Raw genomic sequence first — 25,830 nt, forward strand, 5'->3', positions numbered from 1 at the left:
GGTTCCTCGCCCCCATGAAATGGGGGAGAGGTGGCGCGCGAAGCGCGACGGAGAGGGGGACTCGTTACGCCTAAGACGCTGCGCTAATCCAGTCGTGAATCAAACGCCGTCCGCAAACCGCTGTTTCTGCAAATGAAACCGCCGCTACACCGGCAGTTTCGAAGCAATAACCTTGTCGATGCGGCGGCCGTCGAGATCTACGACTTCGAAGCGCCAGCCTTGTGCATCGACGCTTTCGCCGGTGGCGGGCAGGTGATGCATGTGCGACAGCACGTAGCCGGCGACGGTTTCGTAGTCGCGGTTCTCGGGCAGGTCGATGCCGAGCTGGTCGGCCATCTCGTCGGCCTGCATGTAGCCGGCCAGCAGCCACGAGCCGTCCTCGCGCTGGACCGCGCCTTCCGATTCGTCCTCGTCGAGATCGGCGCGGAAGACGCCGGTGATCGCTTCGAGGATGTCGGCGGGCGTGACGATGCCTTCGAAATGGCCGTATTCGTCATGCACCAGCGCCATGGGCACGTCGGATTGTTTCAGCGTGGTCAAGACATCGAGCGCGTCGGCCTGGTCGTGGACGATGGGGGCTGCGCGGACGTGCTTGCGCGCGTCGAAGGCGCGGCCGGCCAGAAGGGTCGCCAGGATTTCGCGCGTCTGGACGACGCCGACCATGGCATCGACCGAGCCCTCGCCGGCGGGCAGGCGCGAATGCTGCGTTTCCATCAGCAGTTTCTTGAGCGTTGTCTCGTCGGAATTGAGATTGAGCCAGTCGACCTCGGTGCGCGGGGTCATGACCGCGCGGACGGCGCGGTCGCCGAGCCGCATCACGCCGGCGATCATGCGGCGCTCGTCGGATTCGATGGTGCCGTGATGCTCGGCCTCGGCCACCAGCATCTTGATCTCCTCGTCGGTGACCTTTTCCTCGCTCTCGCCGCGCTGGCCGAGCAGCCACAGCACCGAGCGGCCGGAAATATCGAGCAGCCAGACCAGCGGTGCGCCGACGACGGCAATCACGCGCATCAGCGGCGCGACCCTGACGGCAACGCCTTCAGGATTGCGCAACGCGATCTGCTTGGGCACCAGTTCGCCGATGATCAGCGAGCCATAGGTGATGATGGCGACGACTATGCCGACGCCCAGCGCATCGGCAATGCCGTCCGGCACGCCGTTGGCCGTCAGCACCTGGGTCAGGCGCTGGCCGAGCGTGGCGCCCGAAAATGCGCCGGACGCAACACCGACCAGCGTGATGCCGATCTGCACCGACGACAGGAATTTTCCCGGATTGGAACCAAGTTCAAGCGCGCGCCCAGCGCCCTTGACGTTGCGGTCGATCATGGCTTTGAGCCGTGCCGGCCGGGACGAAACGATCGCCAGCTCCGACATGGCCAGAAGGCCGTTCACGCAGATGAGGACGACGACGATAGCGACTTCGATGTATAGCATCGACGCTCAATAGCATTGAGGCGGGGCGCTAGAAAATAGGGCACGGCACTTTTCAGTGCGGTATTGTTTCAGGGCTTTCGGTTCAGATCGCAAATTGTGGCCATGCCGTCGGTAAAATAGCGGTCGCCGCCGCCGTTGCGGCCGTTCTGGGTCGCGCCTACTCCATCTCTGCTGTAGCAGGCCTCGATTGCGCCGGCAGCCTTGAGGTCGGATATGAGCAGATCACGCTCAGTGTCGATGTCGGGGCCGATATGGTGGGTGATCTGTCCGGTGTCGTGGCTGAGGCCGACGTCGCGATCGAAACTGGCCGATCCCAGCCAGAGTGGTCGATCCTCGCCGTCGGACGGCGGGATCATCCAGAGGCGGACATGGTGGCGCTGATCAGCACTTGCGCCCACTGATTTCTCGAAGACCACATCCTGCCTGCGCCCGTCGAACAGCAGCGTGCTGACCGGAGCGTCGGCATAGGGGCGGTCGAAGAGGACGCTTTCGCCGATCTCAAGGCTGGAACGCCAGGTGATCGAGTCGGCCGGGTTCCATCCGGCCGCTGCAAAAGCGTGCATGAGATCGGCCTTGGAGCCGACGAACCCGACATTGATCGGATCGCCCGGAATGCCTTGCGGGGTGGTCGTCACCATCGCCTCGGGGAGCTTGCGACTATCGTGCTCCCTGACCGTCCAGAATTCGGGTGCCGCCAGATAGGCGACGAGGCCATAGGCCAGCGCCAGCGTCACAAGAGAGTTGGCGACACGCCGGGGCAATCTGTGTCGTGGCATGCGGCAGACACCGGGCTGCGACGCAGCCATGTGCTGCGTCGACGTTGAGTTCAAAGAGAGATTATGCCCGGCGCTCGAATTGGCAAGAATGGTGCTTTCGCATCACCGGCAGGCGACATAGCCGTTGCGGCGCGGCTTGATGTCGAAATGGAAGTGGTTGCGGTGGTCGTAGTTGTAGCCGGGGCCGAGCACGGTGGTGAAATAGTCGCAGCCATCGGCGCGCACCGTGTTGAGAAAGCCCTTTTCGCGGAAGGCGAACCAGCCGGGCTTGCGCACGTCGATATCCTTGCCGTTGCTGAGCTCGATGCGCATCACGTCGAGCGCATTGCCCTTGGAGTGTTCGGACATGGTGCGGGAGCGAGCGATGCGGCGGCAGGAATAGCTCGATCCCTGGTGGATCGTCTTGACGCCCGACCAATAGCGCATGCGGGCGGACGGCACGAGCTCTTTACGGGTCCAGCGCGAGAAGGTCGCCGCCATGCTGCAGCTCAGCGTCGCTGCCGGCTTCATCTGGACGCTGCCGATGGCGGAAACTTTTACCGGGAAATCGATGCCGCAGCTGCCGTCGTGGATGGGAGCTAGGTTCTGGAAGGTGACGCCGAGGCGTTTCAGGTCGTTGCGACAGGTTACCTCGTCGGCAGGCATGGCCGTCGACCGCGCCATCGGCGGGTCCATGCGCGGATAGCCGACCATCATCGGATTGGAAGGAACCAGCGTCTGCAGGCCTCTCGGCTTGACCGAAGCGGGCGGAATGACGGCGGCGATTTGCGGCTGTACCGGCTCAACGGAAGGCTGGATGGTCGCCGCGGCAGGCTCGTCGACTTCCGAATCCATCGTGGCTTCCGCGGTTTCGGGCCCGATCAGTGTATCAGCCGGTTGAAACGACGGCTCGACGGGTGCTGCTGCCGGCGCAAGGTTTGGCTCGACCGGCTCCAGCATCGGCTCGACGGGGGCGAGGGCAGGGGAAGATGGCATGACCATTGGTGCGACGGCGGCGGTCTGCGTGCCGACATCGATTTCCGGCCGCATCGACATCAGGCTGTCGGTGGTGCAGGACGCGACCATCGCCACCAGCAGCACCGCGCCGCCGGTGGCCGTCAAGCGCGCGCTGCCGAACCGCCGCGCCCACGCCAGCGCGGAAGGAGTTTTCTGGGCCATGACCGGTTCCCTGTCCCTTGAATTTCAAGGATAGCGGCCGAGGGTAAAGGAAAGGTCAGCGTGCCGGTTTACATCTATGACATGAATAAGGCAGTCACTGGCAAAACGTGCCGCCGTGCTTGCGCGGGGCGAGGTCGAAGTGGAAATGCAGCGAATGGTCGGCGTCGCTGCCGGGGCCGAGCACGGTCTTGAACGGGCCGCAGGCGGCTTTGCGGATTTCGGCGAGGAATTTCGCCGCCTTTTCGTCTGGTGCTGGTTCGACGTCGATCTTGGTGTCCTTCGACAGTGTGAACTGGGCGATGTCGAGCGCGTTGCCGAAGGCGTGTTCCGACAGTTTCTTGGTGCCGTTGCGCGGGCGGCAGACATAGGCGGAAGCCTGCGAGATGGATTTCAGCTCCTCGCCATAGGCCGCCTTGGCGGCGGGAGAGATGACATCCTTGGCGAATTTGGCCGAGGTTTCTGCGAGGGCGCAGTTCATTAGTGCATCGGGCGCGAGCGCGATCGTCTTACCGAGCGATTTCACCGTGATCGGCCATGGCACGGCGCAGCCGGCGGGATCGCTCTCAGGCTTATGTTCCTCGAACTCGACGCCGAGATCTTTGATGCGCGCGCGGCAGGCCAGTTCTTCCGCCGGCATGGTGGCAGCCCGCGGTTCGTTGGAGCGCGGATCGGGGAGGTATTTCGGCTCGGATTTTTCCTCGGACGGCTTTTCGCCGGGCTTTGGCTTTTCCTCCGGCTCGGTGGGTTTTTCGCCCGGTTTGGCGTCGTCAGTCGCTTTGTCCGGTTTAGGCGCTTCGGCAGGCGGAAGTGGCTTCTGGTCTTTGGAAGGCTCGTCGGGTTCTTTCGGATTTTCCGTCGGGACTGGCGCCGTTGCCGGGATTTCCTGCTTTTCGGATTCGGACTTGTCAGCAGGCGTCTTTTCGTCCGGGTTTTCGGTTGGCAAGGGCGCGGTCGCCGGGGCCGTTACCGGCTCGGTCTTGTTGTCGGCGTCGGGCTCTGCCGCGTCGCCCTTCTTGTGAGGGCGCGGCTCGGGCACGGGCGTGTCGCCAAGTTTTTGCGGCGGGATGTTGCCGGCTGGAAGCTCGTGCACCTTGGGCACCGGCACTTCCTGCGGCAGCGCGGGCGGCTTGTTGCCGGCGGCAGTGATGAAAAGCAGCGATACTGCCAGTAAGGGCAGGATTTTCAGGAAATTGCCACGCGGTGAAAGCTTCATCGCGGAGGCAACGGCAATGGCGGGTTTTTGGTTGCGCGCTGGCGATCACTCTGCGTGACAGGGCCGTTACGCGCCGACTGCCTCCAGGCCTTCCTCGAGCCAGTCGCCCAGCATCGGCATGCCGAGCAGATATTTGGCGGTGCGCTTGTTGCCGCGCTGGCGCGCTTCGGCAAGCGCCTCGCTCCATTCCGACGCGTCGTAGTCGCCGCGGCCTATCCACATCAGCGCGATCAGCTCGGCGGCTTCGTCGACATTCAGGTCGTTGATCAGCTCCGAGAGTTCCTCGGCCATCAGGTTGTCGGCCTTTTCCTCGGCCAGCCCGTCATGGTGGTGGTTGTCGCGGGTGTCACCGTCGAGCTCGACCTCATGCTCGTTGCCGTCGGCATAGTCGTCCTTGATGGCCGCACTGATGGCGTTGGCCTTTTCAATGAAAAGGCGCACGGTGTCGGGACCGATCGTCAGTTCCCATTCCCTTTCCAGCCGTTGCTGCACGGGCCACCTCCTTGCCGGATGATACCTGATTTGCAGGCTACGTCACGCCCCTGCCGTTTTTGAGGGATTTGAAGGCTTTCGCCGCCGTCGGCCGGACATTGACAGTGGCGTGGTTCCCATTGAAATGGCTGCTCCCTCCAACACGGTTTCTCCCATGGCATCCCTGCTGTCGCCCAAGATCCTGCCGATCCTGATGCTCGTCGCCTCGAACGTCTTCATGACCTTCGCCTGGTACGGGCACCTGAAGTACAAAACTTCGCCGATCTACATCGCGGTGATCGCCAGCTGGATGATCGCTTTCTTCGAATACTGGTTCGCAGTGCCGGCCAACCGCATCGGCAGCGCGGTCTATTCGGCAGCCGAGCTGAAGACCATCCAGGAGGTGGTGACGTTGACGGTGTTTGCCGTGTTCTCGGTGTTTTACCTGAAGGAAGCGCTGACCATAAACCACGTCATCGGCTTCGCGCTGATTGCGGGGGGCGCCGCGTTTATTTTTAAAGGCTGAGCCAGCCTTCAGGCGGTCTCGGCTGGTGCCCGTTTCGCAAACAGCGCCGGCAGAACCTCGACGGCGAGGATCGCGATGAAGATCAGGCCGCAGCCTAGCAAACCGGTGGCGGGCAGGCGCTCGCCCAGGAACAGCGCGCCGAACAGGCCGGCGAAAACCGCTTCGGACGACAGGAAAATCGCGGCCTGCGAGGCCGTGGTGTAGCGCTGGCCGATGATCTGGAGCGTGAAGGCAAGGCCGCCGGAAAAGATGCCCGCATAGAGGATTTCAGGCAAGGCAAGGCGTATCGCCTGCCATTCGATAGGCTCGACGGCGAGTGCAATCGCCAGGCCGAGCACGGCCACGATGGCGGATTGCGTAAGGGCAAGGGTGAGGGGCCGGCCGGTGGGCGCTGCCGCGCGGCCGATGAAGATGAGCTGGAGCGCGCAGAAGCCGGCAGCAAGCACGGTCAACCAATCGCCCGTGCTGAAGGCGGTCGTATCGCCGCCCGACAGGAACCAGATGCCGGCCATCGCCGTGATCGCGGCGGGCCAGATGATGGGATGCGGCCAGTTGCGGAACAGGATGACCGCGAATATCGGCGTTATCACCACATAGAGACCGGTGAGGAAGCCGGAGTTGGTGACCGTGGTGGAAAGCAGCCCGATCTGCTGGAAGACGATGGCGCCGAAAAGCATCAGGCCGATCCAGCCAAAGGAGAGCCAGTTGCGCGTGGTCAGCGGGCTTGCCGCCCGACCGGATTCGCGCAGCGCGAAGGGCAGGATCGCCAGGGTCGCCATCGCGAAGCGCAAGCCGGTGAACAGGAACGGCCCGATCGCGTCCATCGCCGTCGACTGGGCGACAAAGCCCATGCCCCAGATGGCACCGGCGAGCAGCAGAAGCAGATTGGCCTGAATTCGGGTCATTTCACGCGCATTTACAGGAGGCTGGAGCATATCGCCAACGTGTCTTAGCATCGCCGCGCGCGGCCGCATGAGCCACGCGGGGGACAATGAGGGGTTCAGGCTGACCGGTCGGCAAGAAATGAAGCGAACGGCCCGAAGGTCAAAAAAAAGCCCGTTACGGTGGTAGCCGGTACGGGCAGTGAAAGCCTGGGAGGCCTAGGCTTCAAACCTAAAGCGATTGCGGCACACCGAATATGAAGTGCTTCACACGGCTGGCGGAAAACGCTGCCAAACCGGCGGAAAAATTCTACCGCATTTTGTCGGGATGAAAGCGGGGATGCGATGCGTTAGTATGGAAAACGGATCTTTTCAGGAGGACTTTCCATGCAAACCCGGATTGCCATCTACGCGGCTTCGCTGATCGTCGCAGTTCCACTCTTTGCCGTGCCTGTGTTCGCCGCAGGTGGCGGCGGTGCGGAGGTCCCGACCTGCGCGAAGGGGCAAGTCTACGATCAGGCGAAGAAAAAATGCGTCAAGCAGAAGGCCGGCTATACCGACGACAACAGCCTCTATCTGACCGGACGCCAGCTCGCGCTCGCCGGTCGTTATGGCGAGGCGATCAGCGTGCTCAGCCTGGCCGCAAACAAATCCGATCCGCGCATCCTGAACTATCTCGGCTATTCGCACCGCAAGATGGGCCGCGTGACTGTCGGGCTCGGTTACTACCAGGAAGCGCTGAAGGCCGATCCGAACTACACGCTGGTGCGCGAATATCTCGGCGAGGCGCATCTGCAACTTGGCGATGTCGCATCGGCCCGCCAGCAGCTTTCGGAGATCGAAAAACGCTGCGGCAAGGGCTGCGAGGAATATGCCGAGCTGTCAAAGCAGATCGACGCCTTCGAGAAGACGAAGTCCTGATCTGGCACGGTTGAGCGGGGTGTGAGAGCCCGATCGCGAAAGCGATCGGGCTTTTTGACATCTAGCCGGCGGACAGCCGGATGATTGCGCCGTCGCTTTCGTCGGTGAGCAGCCAGACCGAGCCGTCGGGCGCCACGTTCACGTCGCGGATGCGGCCGAAATCTGCGTCGAACATGCGTTCTTCGCCGGTGATCTTGCCGGTGTCGTCGCGTTCGAGCCTGGACAACTGGCCGAACTTCAGCGAGCCGACCAGCAGATCGCCCTTCCATTCCGGGAACATGTCGCCCTGATAGCTGGCGAGGCCGGATGGCGCGATCGATGGGTCCCAATAGAATTGCGGCTGCTCAAAGCCCGGCGCTTCGGTGCCGGTGCCGATCCTGGCGCCGGAATAATCGACGCCGTAGGTGATGACGGGCCAGCCATAGTTCTTCCCGGCTTCGGGGTAGTTGATCTCGTCGCCGCCCTTTGCGCCGTGCTCGACAGTGACCAGCGCGTTTATGACCGGATCGAAGGTTGCGCCCTGGACGTTGCGGTGGCCCTTCGACCAGAGGATGGGGAGGGCTTTCGCGCCATCGGCATAAGGATTGTCCGCGGGCACCGAACCGTCGGCATTGACGCGAATCACCGCGCCTGCGCTGTCCTGCATGTCCTGCGACCGATCGCCCTGGCCGCGATCGCCGGTGGTGATGAACAGCGTGCCGTCCGGCTGAAAGACCAGCCGCGAGCCGAAATGATGCGACGTGCCGGTTTTCTTGGCCATGGAGAAGATGACCGTGAGATCTTCGAGTTTTGCGCTTGCGCCGTCGCGGACGAGTTTCGCGCGCGCCACTGCCGTGCCCTGGCCGCCTTCACCGGGTTCGGAATAGGAGAAGAAGATCAGATTATCGGTGGCGAAGTCGGGCGACAGTGCGACATCGAGCAGCCCACCCTGTCCGCTTGCCGCGACCTGCGGCACTCCGGCTACAGGCTCGGACAGCTTGCCGTCGGTGACGATGCGGATGCGACCGTCACGTTCCGTCACGATGACCCCGCCATCAGGGAGGAAAGCGAGACCCCATGGGTTTTCGAGGCCATCCACAACGGTTTCGGCCTGAATTTTGGCCTTCTGCGTTTCGAATGTCTGCTGGGCGAGGGCCGGAGTGATGGTTGATCCTGCAAGGAGGCCAAGCAGGACGGCGGAGCTGGCAAGGGTTTTTGTCGGGCTCATGCTACCCAAGGTAGGCGAAGCCGCAACTCTGGCAAGACAGGCTGGCGCGGCGATGGGTAAACATTGCGCCTTGCTGATCACAAGCCGGTGAGCTCGGCGTGAGGTGCCGGTGCCCGGAGAACCGCGAAAGGAGCGTCTGCCGGTGCAAGAATTTTGCCGGGTTCGTTTTTTGACGTGAAAAACGTGAGAAGATCGCTATATTAATTGGAACTGTAAGGACGGTTCCTGTGGCCAAGGCTGCCGGACCGTTTTCTTTTTGTGCTCGCCCGCGTCTTTTCAGGAAGGATTCCGACGGGCAGGTAATTTGAGGAAAGGCCGATTGAAATGAACAAGGTCCCGATGACCGCCGCCGGATTCACGACGCTGAAGGAAGAGCTGCGGTGGCGCCAACAGGACGAGCGTCCGCGCATCATCGAGGCGATCTCGGAGGCGCGCTCGCATGGCGACCTTTCGGAAAATGCCGAATATCATGCCGCCAAGGAGTCGCAGAGCCTGAATGAGGGCCGGGTCAACGAACTCGAGGACCTGATCGCGCGCGCCGAAGTCATCGATATCTCCAAGCTGTCCGGCGACAAGATCAAGTTCGGCGCCACCGTCAGGCTCGTCGACGAGGACACCGAAGAGGAAAAGACCTACCAGATCGTCGGCGACCAGGAGGCCGACGTTAAGTCCGGCCGCATCTCCATCTCCTCACCGATCGCGCGGGCGCTGATTGGCAAGGAAGTCGGCGAAACCATCGAGGTCAACGCGCCCGGCGGGCCACGTGGCTATGAGGTTGTCGCAGTCCAGTTCATCTGAGGATAACCGGATGAACGCCAAGGGTGCAGCGGCAGCCCCATCGGCTGCCGCCGGACGCTCGGCTGTGCCCGACATGTCGACCGTCGAGGTCATCGCTCCCAATCTCAAGCAGCGCCTTTCCGGCGTGACGAGCACGATCATCCAGCTTGTGCCGGTGCAGGCACGCACGCTTGGCATCGTCACAGTTGGTCCGGGCCTCCCCGACAGCCTGCCGAAAATGCGCTGGTGGCAGCTTCCCAGCCTGAGGACGCGGCCGAAGTCCGGCCGGGATCGCATCTGGCATGCGCGCCGCAATACGGAAATGGTCGCAGGTCTGGTGCTGCGGGATATCTTCCGTGCGCCTTTGAAACTCGTCTTCACTTCGGCTGCGCAACGCGACCACCGGCCGTTCACCAAATGGCTGATCCGGCAGATGGACGCGGTGATCGCGACCGGCGAGAAGTCGGCCAGTTTCCTGAAAGTTCCCCATAGCGTGGTCATGCACGGCGTCGATCTCGACGTGTTCCATCCCCCGGTGAGCGACGACGACGGGTTTGCTGCGTCCGGCTTGCCCGGCAAGTACGCTGTCGGTTGCTTCGGGCGCGTGCGGCACCAGAAGGGCACCGACCTGTTCGTGGACGCAATGATCGCACTGCTGCCGCAGCATCCGGACTGGACGGCGGTGATAACCGGCCGCGTCACGGCGGAACACAAGGCGTTTGCCGATGAACTCAAGGAGCGCATTGCCAAGGCGGGACTTACCGACCGCATCCGGTTTCTCGGCGAGGTGGACGACATCAAGCCGTGGTATCGCCGCGTCTCGCTCTATGTCGCGCCGTCGCGCAATGAAGGTTTCGGGCTGACGCCGCTGGAGGCGATGGCCTCGCAGACGGCGGTGGTGGCGAGCGATGCGGGTGCCTATGCCGAAATGATCGTGCAGGGCGAGACCGGCGCGCTGGTGCCGGCCGGTGACGGTAATGCGCTGCGGGAGGCGATCAGGCCATATCTTGCCGATCCAGCTTTGACCGAGGCTCACAGTTTGAACGCGCTGGCCGAAGTCAGGGCGCGGTTTCCGCTCGAGCGCGAGGCCGAGGGCGTGCGCCGCGTCTATGACCATGTCTGGGCCATGCGATGAACGCGCAAGCCTTCATCATCCATCTTCAGCGTGCCGAAGGGCGGCGGCCACAGGTCGAGGCGCTGAAGGCCACGCTTCCGTTGACGGTCAATGTCATCGACGCGGTTGACGGGCTGAAGCTGAGCGAGAGCGACATTGATGCTGTCTATCGCCGCAACGTGCATCGTCCGCGCTACCCTTTCGAGCTTCGCGCTGCCGAAGTCGGGTGCTTCCTGTCGCACCGCAGGGCATGGCAGGAGATCGTCGATCGCGGGCTCGATGCCGGGTTGATCGTCGAAGACGATGTCCAGCCGGAGGGAGAAGCGTTTCGCGAGGCGCTGAGCATGGCGCTGAAGACGATCAAGCCCGGCGACTACATCCGTTTTCCCTATCGCGCCCATACCGACAAGGGTCGGGAGGTGGCGGGCTGGACCGGCGCGATGCTGGTCGAGCCGGATCATGTCGGGCTGGGCATGCAGATGCAGCTTGTCGGGCGCGATGCGGCGGCTGAGCTGCTGAAGGCGACCGAGATTTTCGACCGGCCGGTCGATACGACCATCCAGATGCGCTGGCTGACCAAGGCGCGCATTCTCTCGGTTTCACCTGTCTGCATTCGCCAGATCGATCATCTGCTCGGCGGAACGGTGGTGCAGAAGAAGTCGAAGCCGCTTGGCGAGGTGATTTCGCGCGAGATCAAGCGGGCGGCCTACCGGCTCTCCCTGCGTGCCGTGTCGTATCGAAACCGTCCGCGCCGCGCATAGCCGGCATACCTTCAAACCACTGCAATAATTTCTTTGGCCATTCGGCCTTTGCAGCGCCGCGAGGCGCGCTAGATTCTTGAGGGTCAGGCAACAAACTCAGGACGGGAGGATGATGCTTATCGCATGTGCTACCGATCATCATTATGCGGAATTGGCCGGCGTCATGCTGGCTTCCCTTGCAAAAAACGGTGATTCAGCGGGCAGCGAAGTGGTGCTGTTCGGGGCCGGGCTCAACAACCGGGACAAGAAGTGGCTGCGCGAAAGTGCCGGTCAAAGCATCAAGGTCATCTTTTTCGATCTTGATGGGCAGCGACTTGCCGCTCTGCGGCGGTTGCGCACGACGCGCTACATCACCGCCGTAGCCTATGTGCGCATGCTCATGCCGGACCTCCTGAATGACCGCACTGGACGGCTGCTCTATCTCGACTGCGACGTCGTGGTGAACCACAGCCTTGCCTTCCTGCGCGAGTTCGACCTGAAAGGTCTGCCACTTGCTGCGGTGCGTTCGAGCATTGCGCCGGACAAGCTTGCGGCCATCAATGCCGGCATAGGGCGCCAGGCAGACGCGCCTTATTTCAACTCGGGCGTGCTGCTGTTCGATATCGACGAATGGCGCCGCCGCGATCTGGGACCGCGCTGCATGGATTACGCGGCAAACCGCAAGGGACCGATCCATTTTCACGATCAGGACGTCCTGAACCATGTTGTCGGAGGCGACTGGGCCGCGATCCCCGGCACGTGGAATCGCGGTGTGAAAGGGCTGTCGCTGGAAGAATGCGAGGCGACCGCTGTCCTTCACTTCAAAGGCAAGAGGAAACCGTTCCACTCCGATTTCGTCTGGCCGGCAAAACAGATCTACGATCGTCACCGGGCGGCGACACCCTGGGCGGCACGGCGTCCGGTATCCGCGCTTCGGCGAAGCCTGCGGATGCGTTGGAAAACACTCAAAGGGCGAATTCGCGGTACGGTCAGCGCTTCGGCTGGCGAAGAATGAGTTTAACGCCCGGCTTGAAAGACTTCATGGCGAGCATCTCTTGATACCCGCCATGAAATCGGGGTTCGATCAGATCGGTTTGAAAGCCGGGTCGATCTTCAGCGCCTCAGTGCGCCACTCGTCGCCGTAGTCGACGTCCTGCCAGTCCTTGAACCATGGGCCGCCGCTCGTAAAGTGGACAGCATTGGGCAGGCCCTTGGCCGGCTTTTCGTTCCAGCCTTCGAGCCAGTTCCATTCGATCGGCAGGTCGCCGATCTCATCGTCGGCGGCCCACTGCATGCGGTGCAGATAGGCACCGGTCTGGCTGTTGATCAATTCCGGGGTCAGCTGGCGCGTGGAGGGATGCGCGCAGTTGAAGAACATGAAGGACGACCAGTTCTTGCGCGGATAGCTGGTCTGCACCTTGCCATCCATCTTCACGCCATCCTTGGGCTGATAGTCGTGCTTGGCGCACAGAACGGCCTTTGACGGGTCCTGGCGCTTCCGGAGGTCGGCGAGATCGCCGAAGAACAGGAAATCGCAGTCGCAGAACAGCGCCCAGCCGTCATAGCCGGCAAGATGCGGCGTGAAGAAGCGGGAATAGGTGAATTCGGTGGAGGCCAGCGGGTCTATATCGCGCGAATACAGGCCCTTGGCGACGAGATCGTCGAGCTTGATCGGCTGGATATCGAGCGGGATGGAGGAATTTTTCAAGGCTGTCGCCTTGGCGACTTCGTAGGCGATTGGCTCGCGGGAGTCCCAGCCAATGAAGATTCTCAATGCTTCACTCATCTGAATGTCCGTTTCCTTTCTCGATGTGGGGCTACTTAGATTTGCGTCCACAAAACTCTAATTGACGCCCTCGTCGATGAGGACAATGCGGCCCTGGTCGACCTGTTCGCGAACCCAGCGCTGCTCGTCGGCCCAGGCATGACGTTGCCATCCCTGCCATGTAAAGCCGCAGACCTCTATACGCCACTCTTGGGCAGAATAATGCTCAAGCGCATGCCAGATACCGAAAAAGCCGGTGCTGGGAAACACCTCGTGCATCTTGTCGGCGGGCACGCCGAGGACGCGGCAGCCCTCCATGTAGAATTGCGGCGGCATGATCCGGATTTCCTTGCCGGCAGCGCCGAATTTCTCGATCGCCGGCAAGGTCCAGTCGGTGCGGCGGCCTTTCAGGCGCGACAGGATGTTGGGTCGGCGGAAGTAGCGCGCGATGATGTGCGGGTGATAGGCGAACATCAGCTCCTTCGCCGCGCGGAAGATCGGCGATTCGAGCAGTGCAGGATCTTCAAGCCGGCGCTGCATCGGCTTGCCGGAATTGGCCATGATCAGCCGGTCGGTGCGGACCCCGCTCATGCCGATCGAGGCTTTCGGCTCGTTGAAGCGGATGACGAAATCGGCGCTGTCGACCTCGGCGGAAAAGTCGCGGGACAGCGGGCCGTTGCCGACGATAACCATTCGTTTTGACGGCGCGGACGGCATAAGGCGGTCAGGTCCGATCGCCGATCGCCACCACGCCCTCGTCCTTGACCTGGCGGATGGTGAGCGCGGTGCGCACGGTGTCGACATTGGGCGTCGAGGTGAGGTCCTCGATGACGAAGGCCTGGAACGCGGCGAGGTCGCTGGCGACACAATGGAGCAGGAAGTCGGAATCGCCCGACACCATCCAGGCCTGGCGCACTATCGGCCACAGGCGCGTGCGGTCGGCGAAGGATTTCAGTTCGACCTCGGCGTGATGATGCAGGCCGACAAGGCAGAAGGCGACGACATCGAGCCCCAGCGCCGGGCTGTTGAGCAGAGCGCGATAGCCGCGGATGATGCCCGAATCTTCCAGCCGCTTGACCCGCCGCAAGCAGGGCGGAGCGGAGATGCCGACGCGCCGCGACAATTCGACATTGGTCATGCGACCCTCGTCCTGCAGTTCGCGCAGGATTTTCCAGTCGATAGCGTCGAGATCGGCCTTGAGAGGCATCATTGTCCTTTCGGTGCGTTGGGCGCAAGAATCTGTCGCGATCGTGTAATTAAACTATAAGATTGCTTCCGTCAGGCCCCGGAAGAAGGAAATTTTCCCGGCAGGTCGAGGCCGAAACGGCAGGCATGAACGGGCGCGGGGCAAAGCTTTCCGGGGACTATCGATTCGTTGCCTTGCTGCCACACCCGGCAACACCTAGATTAATGGCACTATTTCGTTGAAATCGCTCTGCCGTTTCCAGTTTACGAAGGCTGTCCCATGACGACCAAACACGCGCCTGTTCTCATCATCGGTTCCGGTCCGGCCGGATATACGGCCGCGATCTATGCCGCCCGCGCCATGCTCAAGCCGGTGCTGGTCGCCGGCATGCAGCAGGGCGGCCAGCTGATGATCACCACCGATGTCGAGAACTATCCGGGCTTCGGCGATCCGATCCAGGGTCCGTGGCTGATGGAGCAGATGCTGAAGCAGGCCGAGCATGTCGGCACTGAAATCGTCAACGACCTGATCACCGAGGTCAATCTCGACGTGCGGCCGTTCCGGCTGAAGAGCGATTCGGGCACGGAATACACCTGCGACGCGCTGGTCATCGCCACCGGCGCGCAGGCCAAGTGGCTCGGCATTCCGAGCGAGCAGACCTATATGGGCTTCGGCGTTTCGGCCTGCGCCACCTGCGACGGTTTCTTCTATCGCGGCAAGGACGTCGCGGTGATCGGCGGCGGCAATTCGGCGGTCGAGGAAGCGCTCTATCTGTCCAACCTGGCCAAGAGCGTGACGGTGATCCACCGGCGCAACGATTTCCGCGCCGAACGCATCCTGCGCGACAGGCTGTTTGCCAAGGACAACATCAAGGTCATCTGGGACACGGTCGTCGACGAGATCACCGGCCAGCCGGGCAAGGCGCCGATGCCGCCTTCTGCCGACGGACTGAAGCTTCGCAACGCCGTCACCGGCGAGGAAAGCCATTTGAAGGTCGACGGCGTGTTCGTGGCGATCGGCCATGCACCGGCGGTGGAACTGTTCGTCGGCAAGCTCAAGCAGAAGCCGAACGGCTATCTGTGGACCGCGCCCGACTCGACGCGCACCGACGTGCCGGGCGTGTTTGCGGCGGGCGACGTGACCGACGATATCTATCGCCAGGCGGTGACGGCCGCAGGGCTTGGCTGCATGGCGGCACTGGAAGCGGAAAAGTATCTGGCAGGCATCGAGGTGCACAGAGAAGCGGCGGAATAAGCGGAACAGACCGGCCCCAATGTTTGTGGATTGAATCAGGGTTGCGCTCTAAATCGTTGTTTTGACGCATTCTTGTCCAAAAGCCTGCAACTTCGGGAGTATAAATAAGGGCCGGCGGAACGAGGGGAACCATGGCACTGGATTGGGATAAGCTACGCGTGTTTCACGCTGCGGCGGAGGCGGGTTCGTTCACACATGCGGCCGAGACGTTGCGTCTTTCGCAATCGGCGATCTCGCGGCAGGTGAGCGCGCTGGAGCACGATGTTGGTGTGCCGCTGTTCCATCGCCATGCGCGTGGGCTGGTGCTGACCGAACAGGGCGAGATGCTGTTTCGCACGGCGCATGACGTGCTGATGAAGCTGGAATCGATCAAGACCCGGTTGACCGAGGCCAAGGACCGTCCGTCCGGCGTGCTCAAGGTGACGACGACGGTTGGACTGGGCGCCGGCTGGCTGACGGAGCGGGTGCAGGAATTTCTTGAACTCTATCCGGAAATCAACCTGCAACTGATCCTCGCCAATGAGGAACTGGACCTGACCATGCGGCAGGCCGACTGTGCGATCAGGTTGAGGCAGCCGCAGCAGCCGGATCTGATCCAGCGCCGGCTGTTCACCGTGCATTTCCACCTCTACGCCTCGCCGGCCTACATCAACAAATACGGCAAGCCCGACACGATGGCTGAGTTGAAGAAGCATCGCATCGTGACGTTCGGACTGCCGGTGCCGTCGCATCTGAGCGAGCTGAACTGGCTGGAGACGGTCGGCGATTTCGAGGGCGGGCAGCGCGTGGCCAATCTGCAGATCAACGACCTGCTGTCGATCCGGCGGGCGGTGCAAACGGGGGCGGGCATTGCCATGCTGCCGGACTATCTGGTGAACAAGGACACCGAACTCGTCCAGGTTCTGCCGCAGACCGAGGTGCCGTCCTTCGACACCTATCTGGCTTATCCGGACGCGATGAAGAACCAGGCGAAGCTGCATGTCTTCCGCGACTTCGTCATCGCCAAAGCGCGAAGCTGGTCGTTCTGATCCGTCTTGTTTTTTGCGCAATTCCGGACGGAAAACCGCGGCACACTTTTCCTGGAATTGCTTATCCGTCTCTCCATGGCGTGAAGCGCGGCCACCAGCCGGGGACCGCGCGGCGGTAGACTTGGTATGAAGCGCCGTAGCGGCGCGCCAGCGTCGGCTCCTCGTAGGATTTGACGAAGGCGAACATGGCTGCGCCGGCGACGAATGCGTAGGCGGCCAGCGGCCAGTGCGCGAAGATCAACGCCTGTCCAAGGATGATCGACAGCACGGCGACGTACATAGGATTGCGGACATAACGGTAGATGCCGCCGACAACCAGTTTCTCGGTCGGCGCGACGGGGGCAGGCGTGCCTGATCCTTCGAGCGCAAAGCGGGAAAATGCGTGGAGCAGCACTGCCAGTCCGGCAATGATGAGCAGCGATCCCGCTGCGACGAAACCGGCAATGGAAGAGAACGGCAGGCCATAGCGGTCGCTGAGCAGCCAGGGCAGCAGCCCGGCCACAACACCTGGAGCCAGGATCAGGAAGAGCACACTGCCTGCAATCGCGGATGGCTTGCGCATGCGTAAAACTTAGCCCCTTTTCGTCGGTGTCTATAAAATAGGCAAGAAGTCTCGCCTGTTCCTCTTCGGACTGCAAGCCTGCGGGATTTCGAAAACGAACGGTCGAGCCTGTTTTCTCCTTGGATTCCCTTGGTCCTATGCCTTCGCCTCGACGATTGGACCACAGCCTGCGTCATTTTGCATGGCAGCCTTGCAAGGTTTTTGCTTGTTTCTTGGGCAGGAGAGGCGCATATAACAATCATCTCCTGGGCGCGTTCCTCCTCCCATTAGCGCCCGAGAGTGTTCCCCTCTGGAGGTTTAGCCTTAATCGGCACTTCCAATCAAACTCAGCCGGGTCTTTCAGATCCGGCTTTTTTGTTGTCTGGCGTCGGCTCGGCCAGCCCACGGTATTTGCTTTGAGGGGTGGGTGATTGCGCCATTGGTTTCCCGCAGGCCGCATCCTTCAGCACTGAAGGGAACGCACGGCCACTCTCCTGATTTCGAGAACGTCGCTCTCGTGTTTGTGAACGCGCAGGCTGTCTTCGTGCGTTACCTTCGCTGTATGGGAGCGCATATGACGCGTAACGTGACGCTGCGAATCCTTGCAGCGAAAAGGGCCGGCGACGTAACAGTGACATGTAACCCCCGGTAACGTGCCGCACGGGTTTCGAATTTGCTAGGCATTGTTCAGGACGCGGCGTTGGGCCGCCGGGAGATGGGGGCATCACTCGGCTGGACCAGGGCTTAGGCAGCCGTCGCGTCCAGCCAGTTTCGCGCCACATGTTTCGGGGCGCAGTCGTATCGGAAAGTGTTGCGGCGGACCTGACGTGCCGCTTTTCCTCCCCACCCACTCCCCATGGGCGGTACGGTCCGCAAAGACGGCGTCTGGATGTTGGTCCAGGCGCCGTTTTGCTTTTCACCATTTGCTTTATGCAGCCTTGCCGTTGGCGTTCATCGCCTCGTCGGCCAGCCTTCCGGTCAGTTCGGCCATGTGGTCGAAACCGGCACGGTAGCTGGCAACGCCGGCGGTGGCCGAGCGCAGCTCGATGATGAGATCGCCGATCTCGGCTTGCGGCATGGTCGCCTCCACCACATCCCAGCCCGGCCAGCCGGGCCGTGCGTCATAGCCGAGGATCTGCCCGCGCCGCTGCGGCACGATGCCGGTGATCTTGGCCGTCGCGTCCGAGGGCGTGAAGATCTCGACCTTCATCACGGGTTCGAGCAGCACCGGCGAGCAGGCGGCCATGCCCTCCTTCATGGCGAGCTTGGCGGCCATCTGGAATGCCATGTCGGAGGAATCGACCGCATGGTAGGAGCCGTCCGACAGGTTGACCGCGACATCGACCACCGGAAAGCCGAGCGGGCCGGTTTTCAGATAATCGCGCACGCCTGTTTCGACCGACTGGATATAGGTCTTGGGCACCACGCCACCGGTGATGGTGTCGCTGAACTGGAAGCCCGAGCCGCGGGGCAGGGGTTTGATCTCGACCACGACATCGCCGAACTGGCCATGGCCGCCCGACTGCTTCTTGTGGCGGCCGCGCTGCTGGACGCCTTTGCGGATCGTCTCGCGATAGGGCACGGCCGGCGTGTGGCCTTCGACGGCGATCTGGTTCTTGCCCTCCAGCCGCTCGACCGTGACGCGCAGATGCATCTCGCCGTGGCCGGACAGCACCGTCTCGCTCGAATCCTGCTGGTGGCGCAGGCCGAGCGAGGGGTCTTCCTCGGCGAGCCGCTGGATTGCCGCCGACATCTTCACCTCGTCCTTGCGCTCCTTCGGCCGCAGCGCGAAGGCATAGACCGGCTGTGGCGCCTCCAGGGCGATGAGGGGCGCGGTGCCGCCCTTGGCAGACGTCAGCGTCTGTCCGGTGTGCACGCCCTCGAGCTTGCCCAGCGCGACAGTATCGCCGGCCTTGGCCGAGGGCTGCTTGGCCTGGTCCTTTCCGAGCATCCGGTAGATGCCGGACACCTTGGCGCTGGCGCCGTCCTGGAGGAACAGTTCGGTGCCGTCGGCAACGCTGCCCGAGAGGATGCGCGCGATGGACAGCTTGCCGCCATGGGCGGTGTGGATGGTCTTCATGACCTGGACGAGGGTAGCAGCACCATCCGGCGCGCCGAGCCGTTTGCGCGTCGCCGCGATGTCGGGCGCATCGTGGCGGATCGCCTTCAGGAGGCGCAGCACGCCGTTGCCCTTCTCGGCGGTGCCGATGAGAACGGGCGTGACCGAGCCATCGCGCAGGTCGGCCGACAGGTCGTCGAAGACGGCATCCTTGGGCGGCTCGATCTCTTCCAGCAGCTGCTCCATCAGCTGGTCGTCATGATCGGCCAGTGTTTCAAGCATGGAAAAACGCGCCTCGATCTCGCGCGCCTTCTCGTCGCCCGGAATCTCGGCGACCTCGCTCTCGGCATATTCGCGGTAGATGTAGGCGCGCTCCAGCGCCAGGTCGATCGAGCCGATGACGATGTTGTCCTTGCGCAGTGGTATCTGGCGCAGCAGCAGAGGCGCGGTGCTTGCCGGCTGCAGCATCTTCAGCGTTTCGCGCACACCGGCGATCGCCTTGTCGACCTTGTTGAGAAACAGGATGCGCGGCACGCCGAGTTCGTCGAGCTTGCGCATGATGAGTTGCAGGGCTGGTATCTTCTTCTCGTCGGCTTCCGCGACCACGACGGCGAGGTCGCAGGCAGCCAGAACCGGTTCGGCCTCGAAGGCGAATTCGATCGAGCCGGGGCAATCGACGAAGGTCAGGCTGTCGCCCATGAACTCGGTGGTGGCGAAGGTTGCCTCGACGCTCATGGCATGCGCGCGTGCTTCGGCGGAATGATCTGAGACGGTGTTTCCCGATGAGACCGGGTTCTGGCGGGCTATGGTGCCCGTTCGGGCAAGTATGGCTTCAAGAAGGGTTGTTTTTCCGCTTGCAAAGGGACCGACGATGGCAATGCATTTCGGTCCCGTGCGTCTTCCTCCGGCGCGATTTCCCATGGTCTGGCGACCTCCTCCTCACGTGTTGACACCGAGGCGGCGGCCGGCCTCCTCCCGGCCGTCGCGCGGCGGGACAGGCTTGTCCCGTCGAAAGGCCATCGTCACATGAGGACGGGCCAAGGGCAAGGGGATTGGCGAGCCGCCATGCCAATTGCGCCATCAAATGTCGCAACCGGCTCCGTGGCCTGATTGGCAGGACGGCCAATATCACCTTGGGGAATGCAACAACCGTCAAACGGTGCTGGAGGAAATTTTCTACCATGTCCGACGAACTGAAATTCCTGAGCCATCATGTCATTCGCGGACGGCTGTCGCGCCGCGATTTTCTCGGTCGCGCCGCTGCGCTCGGCGTCACCGCGACGTTTGCCAACTCGCTGCTGGCGGGTGCTGCGCGTGCTGAAGGTCCGGTCAAGGGCGGGCAGCTGAAAGGCGGTCTCGTCGGCGGTGCTGCCACCGACAGCCTCGACCCGGCGACCTGGGCGAGCCAGGTGCCCTACACATTCGGGCGTTGCTGGGGCGAGCAGATGCTGGAAGTCTCGCCGACCGGCGAGATCGAGCCGCGGCTGGCCGAAGAATATCACGCCTCCGACGACGCCAAGACCTGGACCTTCAAGATCCGCAAGGGCGTTACGTTTCACAACGGCAAGGATCTGACGCCGGCCGATATCGTAGCGACGCTGGAGCGCCATGCCGACGCCAATTCGAAATCGGCCGCACTGGCCTTCGTCTCCAGCTTCGAAAGCATAAAGGCCGACGGCGACAATGTCGTCATCACGCTGAAGGACCCGAATGCCGATTTGCCTTATGTCGTCGGCGATTATCACCTGATGATCCAGCCCAATGGCGGCAAGGACAACCCGACCGAGGGCATCGGCACCGGGCCTTACAAGGTGGCCGTCAACGAGCCTGGCGTGCGCCACGTTGGTGAGCTTCACAAGGGCTATTGGGGCTCGGACAAGCGCGGCCATGCCGACCAGATCGAGATCGTGGTGATCAACGACGCCACCGCGCGCACCTCCGCCCTGCAGGGTGGGCAGGTGCATATGATCAACCGCGTCGAGCCCAAGATCGTCGAGCTGGTCAAACGCGTGCCGGGCGTGGAAATCCGCAACGTGCCGGGCAAGGGGCACTATGTCTTCATCGCCCATTGCAACACAGCGCCCTTCGACAACAACGATCTCAGGCTGGCGCTGAAATACGCCGTCGACCGCGAGGAGATGGTGCAGAAGATTCTTGGCGGTTACGGCTCGGTCGGCAACGACATGCCGGTGACGGCAGCCTATGCGCTGTTTTCCGACGATATCGAGCAGCGCAAATACGATCCCGACAAGGCGGCGTTCCACTTCAAGAAATCCGGCCATGATGGCGCGGTGCTGCTGCGCACTTCCGACGTGGCGTTTCCAGGTGCTGTCGATGCCGCGCAGCTCTACCAGCAGAGTGCCGCCAAGGCCGGCATCACCATCGAGGTCAAGCGCGAGCCGGGCGACGGCTACTGGTCTGAAACCTGGAACAAGCAGCCTTTCTCGATGTCCTACTGGACGGGGCGGCCGACGCAGGATCAGGTCTATTCGATCGCCTATCTCAAGAACGCCGAATGGAACGACACGCGCTTCTTCCGCGACGATTTCGACAAGCTTATCCTCGGCGCGCGCGCCGAACTCGACCAGGCCAAGCGCAAGCAGATGTACCGCGACGCCGGCATGATCCTGCGCGACGAGGGCGGGGTGATCGTGCCGATGTTCAACAACTATATCGACGCGACCAGCCAGACTGTCGGCGGCTGGGTCGACGATCCGAATGGCGAACTGATGGGCGGGCATGCACTGACCAAGTGCTGGCTGAACGCGTGAGGAAAACGCAGCGTTGTGCACCGCCGATCTACTGAGCTGATTGAGCGGCGGCACAGGATGTCGTCATCCCGGAAACCGGAGCGAAGCGGAGGCTATCCGGGATCTATTGGCCGCAGCATCGTCAGGCACGGCCCGGTCCTTGCCTTGGTGCGCTTCAATACCGCAGCGCGAACTCAGTACCCGGCCGTGCTGGTCAATAGATCCCGGGTCTTCCCTTCGCTTCGCTACGGTCGCCCGGGATGACGACGGTTCGGCGGACGTCAGGGCCGGCAATGGTTCATTGCGCTCCGGATGATAAAGAGCAACAGTGCCGCCGCTTCCACAAAAAGGAGCGGGCGGTTTTGTTTGTTCATCCGCGCATACCCGAAGGAGTACCCGACCATGAAGATCGTTGCCTGCGGCAGTGTGCCGACGATATCCGCGCCGGAGAACTACTTCACCGGACGGGTTTTCCAGACGCCCCTGATGACTGAGCCGGAAGAGCCGGCGAGACTGCGAACCGTCCTGGTAAGTTTCGAGCCGGGTGCTCGCACTGCCTGGCATACGCATCCGCTCGGGCAGACGCTGCATGTCGTTTCGGGTGCCGGCCGCGTTCAGAGTTGGGGCGGGCCGATAAAGGAAATCAGGGCCGGCGATACGATCTTCTTTGCCGCTGGCGAAAAGCACTGGCACGGTGCCGGGCCGAACACAGCCATGTCGCACATCGCCATGCAGGAAGCGCTGGATGGTGTTACCGCCGAGTGGCTGGAGAAGGTGTCGGACGAGCAATATGGCGGGTAAGCGCCCGGAAGGCGCATTAAACGCGGCCAAGAAAAAACCCGGCGCGAGGCCGGGTTTTCCGTTTTCGATCTATGCGCCGATCAGGTCAGCGAAGCGGTGAAGCGCTGGATGCGGGTGCAGGCTTCTTCCAGCAGCGCCTCCGACGTTGCGTAGGAGATGCGGAAGTTGGGGCCGAGGCCGAAGGCCGAACCCTGCACGACCGCCACGCCTTCTGCTTCCAGAAGCTCGGAAGTGAAGACCGCGTCGTCGGTGATGACCGTGCCGCCTTGCGTCTTCTTGCCGATCAGCCCTGCGCAGGACGGATAGACGTAGAAGGCGCCTTCCGGCGACGGGCAGGTGATGCCGCGCGCCTGGTTGAGCATCGAGACGACGAGATCGCGGCGCGCCTGGAAGATCGCCTTGTTCTTGGCGATGAAATCCTGCGGTCCGTTCAGCGCCTCGACCGAGGCCCACTGCGCGATGGTGCAGGCGCCCGAGGTCTGCTGGCCCTGGATCATGTCCATCGCCTTGATGAGCTGGACCGGACCGGCGGCGTAGCCGATGCGCCAGCCGGTCATGGCATAGGCTTTGGAGACGCCGTTCATGGTCAGTGTGCGGTCGTAGAGTTTCGGCTCGACCTCGGCGATCGTCTTGAAGACGAAATCGCCATAGGTCAGGTGCTCGTACATGTCGTCGGTCAGCGTCCAGACATGCGGATGCTTGAGCAGGACGTCGGCGAGAGCCCGCAGTTCTGCCTCGGTGTAAGCCGCGCCCGACGGGTTCGACGGCGAGTTCATCAGCAGCCACTTGGTCTTCGGCGTGATCGCCTTTTCCAGCACGTCCGCCGTCAGCTTGAAGCCGTTGTCGATGGAGGTCTCAGCGAATACCGAGGTGCCGTTGCAGATCGCCACCATTTCGGGATAACTGACCCAGTACGGACGGGGGATGATGACCTCGTCGCCGGGGTTCAGCGTCGCCATGAAGGCGTTGAACAGGATCTGCTTGCCGCCGGTGCCGACAATGGTCTGCTCCGGCTTGTAGTCGAGATTGTTCTCGCGCTTGAACTTCTTGGCGATCGCCTCGCGCAGCGGCGCGATGCCGGACACCGGCGGATATTTGGTCTCGCCGCGACGGATCGCATCGATGGCCGCATTCTTGATGTTGTCCGGGGTATCGAAGTCGGGCTCGCCCGCGCCAAGGCCGATCACGTCCCGGCCCGCATTTTTCAGCTCGCGCGCTTTCTGAGTGACCGCGATGGTCGCAGAAGGCTTTACGCGTGAAAGAGCATCGGCAAGGAAGGCCATGACGTTTTATCTCCGGTTCATGGATGGGCCAGTTTTCAGCCGCGCTTCTCATGTCGGATTGTGCGGAGAATCGCAAGTGTTGCTTGGCCGTGGCCAAGACAAATCGCCGTGTGGGCCGATTCATGGATTTATTAACGCGCAATAAAACGTTGCGTGGCAATCTCCGGCGTCAATTCCGGAGCAACGAGCATCGTGTCGCGCAGTGTCGGCCTCAATCACGTCATCCGCGGCGATGACGGTACCGCGACAGGCGTATGGGGTGCATTCACGCTGGAAACGGCGTTCCAGCCGATCTTTGCCTTCCGCGATGGCAAGCTGCAGATCGTTGCCTATGAAGGCCTGCTGCGGCCTTCGCGCGACGGCGTTCAGGTGGCGCCGACGACTTTCTTCAACGAGATCGCCGCCGCCGACCGGCTGTCCGTCGAGACACTGACGCGCACGCTGCATCTGCTGAACGCGGCGATCTGGCTGGACCCGGATGCCACGATCTTCGTCAATTTCGACCCCTCCATCTTCACCGAGCGATCGGTTGTCGACAATGCTCTGCGCGACCTGCGCCTGGTGCTGCACGAGGCCGGCATCGAGCCCTATCGTGTGATCTGCGAGGTGACGGAGCAGAAGGCCGCCTCGCAGGAGGTGCTTTACGCCTTCGTCGAAGCGCTGCGGGCTAATGGCTTGAGGATCGCCATCGACGACTATGGCGCAGCCGAGTCTGACATCACGCGCATCCGGGAATTGCGGCCCGACATCGTGAAATTCGACGCGCAGTGGATTGCCCGGCTGATGGAAACGGGAGCCGGCTTCGCGCTGCTGACCTCCATGGTCGAGAACTTTGCCGAGCAGGGCATCATGACCGTGTTCGAGGGCATCGAAGAAGGCTGGCAACTGGACCTCGCCGAACGGTCCGGCGCCTCCATGGTGCAGGGTTTCGTGCTGGCTCGGCCGGAAACGGTGGTGGCCGTGGCGTCACCCTTGCCGGAAACGCCGCCGGCAGAACTGGCCGTCGAGCCGCAACCCCAAATGAAACCCGTCCACAGTGCCCGGCGCGCAGACAGAAAATTCGGCCGGAGGAGGCCTTCATGACATTCGCATCAGGCCTTTTGGCTGCCATCGACGAGGCGGTTTTCGTCGACGAAGTGGGTATCGAAATCGGCGTCATGGGCGATCTTCGGCTGAAGAGCGCCTGCCAGCCGATTTTTTCGCGCTCGGATGACGTGCTGGTGACGGTAGGGGTCAAACCGGTGCCGGCCTTCTTCCGGCATGGACGGTCTTTGACGGTCGAGGAGTTTCGGGACGGTGCCGCAGCTCCGTCAGCCGAATTTGCCGAGATGCTGTTCCAGGTGCTGCATCTGCGGAACTATCGCAATATCGGGCTCGGCGACGTCGACATGTTCATCGATTTCGATCCGGGATCGGCCGATCTCGATACCTTCTTGAACTTCCTGCCGACCGCCGCGTGGGAACCGGAATGCGCCGTGTTGTGCCCGGATATGCTGGTCTGCGAGATCGACAACGCCATGCAGTTCGCAGCCGGGCATGTTCTGCAACTTGCCGAGCAAATGCGCTGGAAGGGCATTCGGACGGGCTTGCGTGTCTACGGCGTCGGGCAGGCCGGCGACGATGAAATCGAGTTGATTCGCCCGGATGTCGTGCGTGTGGACGAGACATGGTTCGGTGAGATCTGCCGGGACAGCGCCACGGCTCGGCTGTTTGCGCCGATTGTTTCGGCCTTGCAGGACCAGGGCGTGAAGGTGCTTGTCGAAGGCATAGCCGACGCCGCGTCGCTGCGTGTCGCGCTGGATGCAAATGTCGATCTGTTCCAAGGCGACCTTCTGGCGCTTGCCGCGCTGGCCGGAACGGTTTTCGACGAGAAGCCACTGCCGATCGCGCGGCTGCTTGATGGCGGGCGCAACGTGGTGCGGCTGTTCGGATAAACACATCAGCC

25 protein-coding genes are annotated in these 25,830 nt (G+C 62.4%); 12 read left to right on the forward strand and 13 right to left on the reverse strand.

Annotation, left to right across the window (positions count from 1 at the left end):
* Positions 1-144 precede the first annotated feature (144 nt).
* The 5 genes from WBQ96_RS20030 to WBQ96_RS20050 form a co-directional block, all read right to left on the reverse strand.
* Positions 145-1,434 (reverse strand): hemolysin family protein, encoded by a 1,290-nt coding sequence (locus WBQ96_RS20030; RefSeq protein WP_336553186.1) that lies wholly within the window; start codon positions 1,432-1,434, stop codon positions 145-147.
* A gap of 68 nt (positions 1,435-1,502) precedes the next feature.
* Positions 1,503-2,210: an LssY C-terminal domain-containing protein gene (locus tag WBQ96_RS20035; protein WP_336553184.1), complete on the reverse strand. Its 708-nt coding sequence runs from the start codon at positions 2,208-2,210 to the stop codon at positions 1,503-1,505.
* 102 nt (positions 2,211-2,312) lie between these two features.
* Positions 2,313-3,368, reverse strand: a complete 1,056-nt coding sequence (locus WBQ96_RS20040) for an extensin family protein (RefSeq protein WP_442920865.1) — start codon at positions 3,366-3,368, stop codon at positions 2,313-2,315.
* 94 nt (positions 3,369-3,462) lie between these two features.
* A complete protein-coding gene (locus WBQ96_RS20045) occupies positions 3,463-4,581 on the reverse strand; it encodes an extensin family protein (RefSeq protein WP_336553183.1) in 1,119 nt (372 codons plus the stop codon).
* A gap of 66 nt (positions 4,582-4,647) precedes the next feature.
* On the reverse strand, positions 4,648-5,073 hold the full coding sequence (locus tag WBQ96_RS20050; protein WP_336553182.1) for a DUF3775 domain-containing protein: 426 nt from the start codon (positions 5,071-5,073) through the stop codon (positions 4,648-4,650).
* A 154-nt stretch (positions 5,074-5,227) separates the two neighbouring features.
* Here WBQ96_RS20050 and WBQ96_RS20055 point away from each other — a divergent pair, with 154 nt between their 5' ends.
* Positions 5,228-5,578: a DMT family protein gene (locus WBQ96_RS20055; protein WP_091913254.1), complete on the forward strand. Its 351-nt coding sequence runs from the start codon at positions 5,228-5,230 to the stop codon at positions 5,576-5,578.
* 8 nt (positions 5,579-5,586) lie between these two features.
* On the opposite strand, the gene WBQ96_RS20060 is transcribed toward WBQ96_RS20055, so the two are convergent.
* A complete protein-coding gene (locus WBQ96_RS20060; protein ID WP_336553180.1) occupies positions 5,587-6,483 on the reverse strand; it encodes a DMT family transporter in 897 nt (298 codons plus the stop codon).
* A 363-nt stretch (positions 6,484-6,846) separates the two neighbouring features.
* Here WBQ96_RS20060 and WBQ96_RS20065 point away from each other — a divergent pair, with 363 nt between their 5' ends.
* Positions 6,847-7,380, forward strand: a complete 534-nt coding sequence (locus WBQ96_RS20065; protein WP_336553179.1) for a tetratricopeptide repeat protein — start codon at positions 6,847-6,849, stop codon at positions 7,378-7,380.
* A gap of 61 nt (positions 7,381-7,441) precedes the next feature.
* Here WBQ96_RS20065 and WBQ96_RS20070 read toward each other — a convergent pair whose 3' ends face one another.
* Positions 7,442-8,587, reverse strand: a complete 1,146-nt coding sequence (locus tag WBQ96_RS20070; RefSeq protein WP_336553177.1) for a PQQ-dependent sugar dehydrogenase — start codon at positions 8,585-8,587, stop codon at positions 7,442-7,444.
* A 324-nt stretch (positions 8,588-8,911) separates the two neighbouring features.
* On the opposite strand from WBQ96_RS20070, the gene greA reads away from it, so the two are divergent.
* From greA to WBQ96_RS20090, 4 genes are all read left to right on the forward strand, one after another.
* Positions 8,912-9,385: a transcription elongation factor GreA gene (gene greA / locus WBQ96_RS20075; protein ID WP_165116486.1), complete on the forward strand. Its 474-nt coding sequence runs from the start codon at positions 8,912-8,914 to the stop codon at positions 9,383-9,385.
* 73 nt (positions 9,386-9,458) lie between these two features.
* Positions 9,459-10,499: a glycosyltransferase family 4 protein gene (locus WBQ96_RS20080; protein ID WP_336553441.1), complete on the forward strand. Its 1,041-nt coding sequence runs from the start codon at positions 9,459-9,461 to the stop codon at positions 10,497-10,499.
* A complete protein-coding gene (locus WBQ96_RS20085; RefSeq protein WP_336553174.1) occupies positions 10,496-11,239 on the forward strand; it encodes a glycosyltransferase family 25 protein in 744 nt (247 codons plus the stop codon). The genes WBQ96_RS20080 and WBQ96_RS20085 overlap by 4 nt, the downstream gene beginning before the upstream one ends.
* Positions 11,240-11,348: 109 nt before the next feature.
* On the forward strand, positions 11,349-12,233 hold the full coding sequence (locus WBQ96_RS20090; protein ID WP_336553171.1) for a glycosyltransferase family 8 protein: 885 nt from the start codon (positions 11,349-11,351) through the stop codon (positions 12,231-12,233).
* 69 nt (positions 12,234-12,302) lie between these two features.
* Here the strand turns inward: WBQ96_RS20090 and WBQ96_RS20095 are convergent, their stop codons facing one another.
* Genes WBQ96_RS20095 through WBQ96_RS20105 form a run of 3 tightly spaced genes read right to left on the reverse strand, consistent with a single transcriptional unit; the run spans position 12,303 to position 14,190 of the window.
* The gene (locus WBQ96_RS20095; RefSeq protein ID WP_336553169.1) at positions 12,303-13,004 is read right to left on the reverse strand and encodes a glycosyltransferase; all 702 of its coding nucleotides are present in this window, start codon (positions 13,002-13,004) and stop codon (positions 12,303-12,305) included.
* A 57-nt stretch (positions 13,005-13,061) separates the two neighbouring features.
* The gene (locus WBQ96_RS20100; RefSeq protein ID WP_336553167.1) at positions 13,062-13,676 is read right to left on the reverse strand and encodes a hypothetical protein; all 615 of its coding nucleotides are present in this window, start codon (positions 13,674-13,676) and stop codon (positions 13,062-13,064) included.
* A gap of 31 nt (positions 13,677-13,707) precedes the next feature.
* Positions 13,708-14,190, reverse strand: a complete 483-nt coding sequence (locus tag WBQ96_RS20105; RefSeq protein ID WP_091913399.1) for an Lrp/AsnC family transcriptional regulator — start codon at positions 14,188-14,190, stop codon at positions 13,708-13,710.
* 258 nt (positions 14,191-14,448) lie between these two features.
* Between WBQ96_RS20105 and trxB the strand changes: the two genes are divergently transcribed.
* On the forward strand, positions 14,449-15,423 hold the full coding sequence (gene trxB, locus WBQ96_RS20110; RefSeq protein ID WP_336553164.1) for a thioredoxin-disulfide reductase: 975 nt from the start codon (positions 14,449-14,451) through the stop codon (positions 15,421-15,423).
* 131 nt (positions 15,424-15,554) lie between these two features.
* Positions 15,555-16,451 carry a LysR family transcriptional regulator gene (locus tag WBQ96_RS20115; RefSeq protein WP_165116477.1) on the forward strand — a complete coding sequence of 299 codons (897 nt, stop codon included), beginning with the start codon at positions 15,555-15,557 and terminating at the stop codon, positions 16,449-16,451.
* 61 nt (positions 16,452-16,512) lie between these two features.
* Here the strand turns inward: WBQ96_RS20115 and WBQ96_RS20120 are convergent, their stop codons facing one another.
* Both WBQ96_RS20120 and WBQ96_RS20125 read right to left on the reverse strand, forming a co-directional pair.
* Positions 16,513-17,013, reverse strand: coding sequence for a methyltransferase family protein (locus tag WBQ96_RS20120; RefSeq protein ID WP_336553162.1), 501 nt, complete (start codon positions 17,011-17,013; stop codon positions 16,513-16,515).
* Between the two features lie 907 nt (positions 17,014-17,920).
* Positions 17,921-19,972, reverse strand: a complete 2,052-nt coding sequence (locus WBQ96_RS20125; protein WP_336553159.1) for an elongation factor G — start codon at positions 19,970-19,972, stop codon at positions 17,921-17,923.
* Positions 19,973-20,232: 260 nt separating this feature from the next.
* Between WBQ96_RS20125 and WBQ96_RS20130 the strand changes: the two genes are divergently transcribed.
* The gene (locus tag WBQ96_RS20130) at positions 20,233-21,822 is read left to right on the forward strand and encodes an ABC transporter substrate-binding protein (RefSeq protein WP_336553157.1); all 1,590 of its coding nucleotides are present in this window, start codon (positions 20,233-20,235) and stop codon (positions 21,820-21,822) included.
* A gap of 381 nt (positions 21,823-22,203) precedes the next feature.
* Entirely contained in the window at positions 22,204-22,602 is a 399-nt protein-coding gene (locus WBQ96_RS20135) for a (R)-mandelonitrile lyase (protein WP_336553155.1), read from the forward strand.
* 80 nt (positions 22,603-22,682) lie between these two features.
* Here WBQ96_RS20135 and WBQ96_RS20140 read toward each other — a convergent pair whose 3' ends face one another.
* Complete coding sequence (locus WBQ96_RS20140; protein ID WP_336553153.1) at positions 22,683-23,885, reverse strand: pyridoxal phosphate-dependent aminotransferase; 1,203 nt, start codon at positions 23,883-23,885, stop codon at positions 22,683-22,685.
* A gap of 192 nt (positions 23,886-24,077) precedes the next feature.
* On the opposite strand from WBQ96_RS20140, the gene WBQ96_RS20145 reads away from it, so the two are divergent.
* On the forward strand, positions 24,078-24,968 hold the full coding sequence (locus tag WBQ96_RS20145) for an EAL domain-containing protein (protein WP_336553151.1): 891 nt from the start codon (positions 24,078-24,080) through the stop codon (positions 24,966-24,968).
* Positions 24,965-25,819, forward strand: coding sequence for an EAL domain-containing protein (locus WBQ96_RS20150; protein ID WP_336553149.1), 855 nt, complete (start codon positions 24,965-24,967; stop codon positions 25,817-25,819). Before WBQ96_RS20145 ends, WBQ96_RS20150 begins: the two co-directional genes overlap by 4 nt.
* Positions 25,820-25,830: the final 11 nt, after the last annotated feature.

It is taken from the genome of Mesorhizobium sp. CCNWLY176 (assembly GCF_037153935.1).
GTDB classification, from domain to species: domain Bacteria; phylum Pseudomonadota; class Alphaproteobacteria; order Rhizobiales; family Rhizobiaceae; genus Mesorhizobium_M; species Mesorhizobium_M zhangyense.

Bases quoted from the DNA above. Each gene is read 5' to 3' on its own strand.
- WBQ96_RS20030 (WP_336553186.1), bottom strand. From the start codon at position 1,434: ATGCTATACATCGAAGTCGCTATCGTCGTCGTCCTCATCTGCGTGAAC.
- WBQ96_RS20035 (WP_336553184.1), bottom strand. From the start codon at position 2,210: ATGCCACGACACAGATTGCCCCGGCGTGTCGCCAACTCTCTTGTGACG.
- WBQ96_RS20040 (WP_442920865.1), bottom strand. From the start codon at position 3,368: ATGGCCCAGAAAACTCCTTCCGCGCTGGCGTGGGCGCGGCGGTTCGGC.
- WBQ96_RS20045 (WP_336553183.1), bottom strand. From the start codon at position 4,581: ATGAAGCTTTCACCGCGTGGCAATTTCCTGAAAATCCTGCCCTTACTG.
- WBQ96_RS20055 (WP_091913254.1), top strand. From the start codon at position 5,228: ATGGCATCCCTGCTGTCGCCCAAGATCCTGCCGATCCTGATGCTCGTC.
- WBQ96_RS20060 (WP_336553180.1), bottom strand. From the start codon at position 6,483: ATGACCCGAATTCAGGCCAATCTGCTTCTGCTGCTCGCCGGTGCCATC.
- WBQ96_RS20065 (WP_336553179.1), top strand. From the start codon at position 6,847: ATGCAAACCCGGATTGCCATCTACGCGGCTTCGCTGATCGTCGCAGTT.
- WBQ96_RS20070 (WP_336553177.1), bottom strand. From the start codon at position 8,587: ATGAGCCCGACAAAAACCCTTGCCAGCTCCGCCGTCCTGCTTGGCCTC.
- greA (WP_165116486.1), top strand. From the start codon at position 8,912: ATGAACAAGGTCCCGATGACCGCCGCCGGATTCACGACGCTGAAGGAA.
- WBQ96_RS20080 (WP_336553441.1), top strand. From the start codon at position 9,459: ATGTCGACCGTCGAGGTCATCGCTCCCAATCTCAAGCAGCGCCTTTCC.
- WBQ96_RS20085 (WP_336553174.1), top strand. From the start codon at position 10,496: ATGAACGCGCAAGCCTTCATCATCCATCTTCAGCGTGCCGAAGGGCGG.
- WBQ96_RS20090 (WP_336553171.1), top strand. From the start codon at position 11,349: ATGATGCTTATCGCATGTGCTACCGATCATCATTATGCGGAATTGGCC.
- WBQ96_RS20095 (WP_336553169.1), bottom strand. From the start codon at position 13,004: ATGAGTGAAGCATTGAGAATCTTCATTGGCTGGGACTCCCGCGAGCCA.
- WBQ96_RS20100 (WP_336553167.1), bottom strand. From the start codon at position 13,676: ATGGTTATCGTCGGCAACGGCCCGCTGTCCCGCGACTTTTCCGCCGAG.
- WBQ96_RS20105 (WP_091913399.1), bottom strand. From the start codon at position 14,190: ATGCCTCTCAAGGCCGATCTCGACGCTATCGACTGGAAAATCCTGCGC.
- trxB (WP_336553164.1), top strand. From the start codon at position 14,449: ATGACGACCAAACACGCGCCTGTTCTCATCATCGGTTCCGGTCCGGCC.
- WBQ96_RS20115 (WP_165116477.1), top strand. From the start codon at position 15,555: ATGGCACTGGATTGGGATAAGCTACGCGTGTTTCACGCTGCGGCGGAG.
- WBQ96_RS20120 (WP_336553162.1), bottom strand. From the start codon at position 17,013: ATGCGCAAGCCATCCGCGATTGCAGGCAGTGTGCTCTTCCTGATCCTG.
- WBQ96_RS20125 (WP_336553159.1), bottom strand. From the start codon at position 19,972: ATGGGAAATCGCGCCGGAGGAAGACGCACGGGACCGAAATGCATTGCC.
- WBQ96_RS20130 (WP_336553157.1), top strand. From the start codon at position 20,233: ATGTCCGACGAACTGAAATTCCTGAGCCATCATGTCATTCGCGGACGG.
- WBQ96_RS20135 (WP_336553155.1), top strand. From the start codon at position 22,204: ATGAAGATCGTTGCCTGCGGCAGTGTGCCGACGATATCCGCGCCGGAG.
- WBQ96_RS20140 (WP_336553153.1), bottom strand. From the start codon at position 23,885: ATGGCCTTCCTTGCCGATGCTCTTTCACGCGTAAAGCCTTCTGCGACC.
- WBQ96_RS20150 (WP_336553149.1), top strand. From the start codon at position 24,965: ATGACATTCGCATCAGGCCTTTTGGCTGCCATCGACGAGGCGGTTTTC.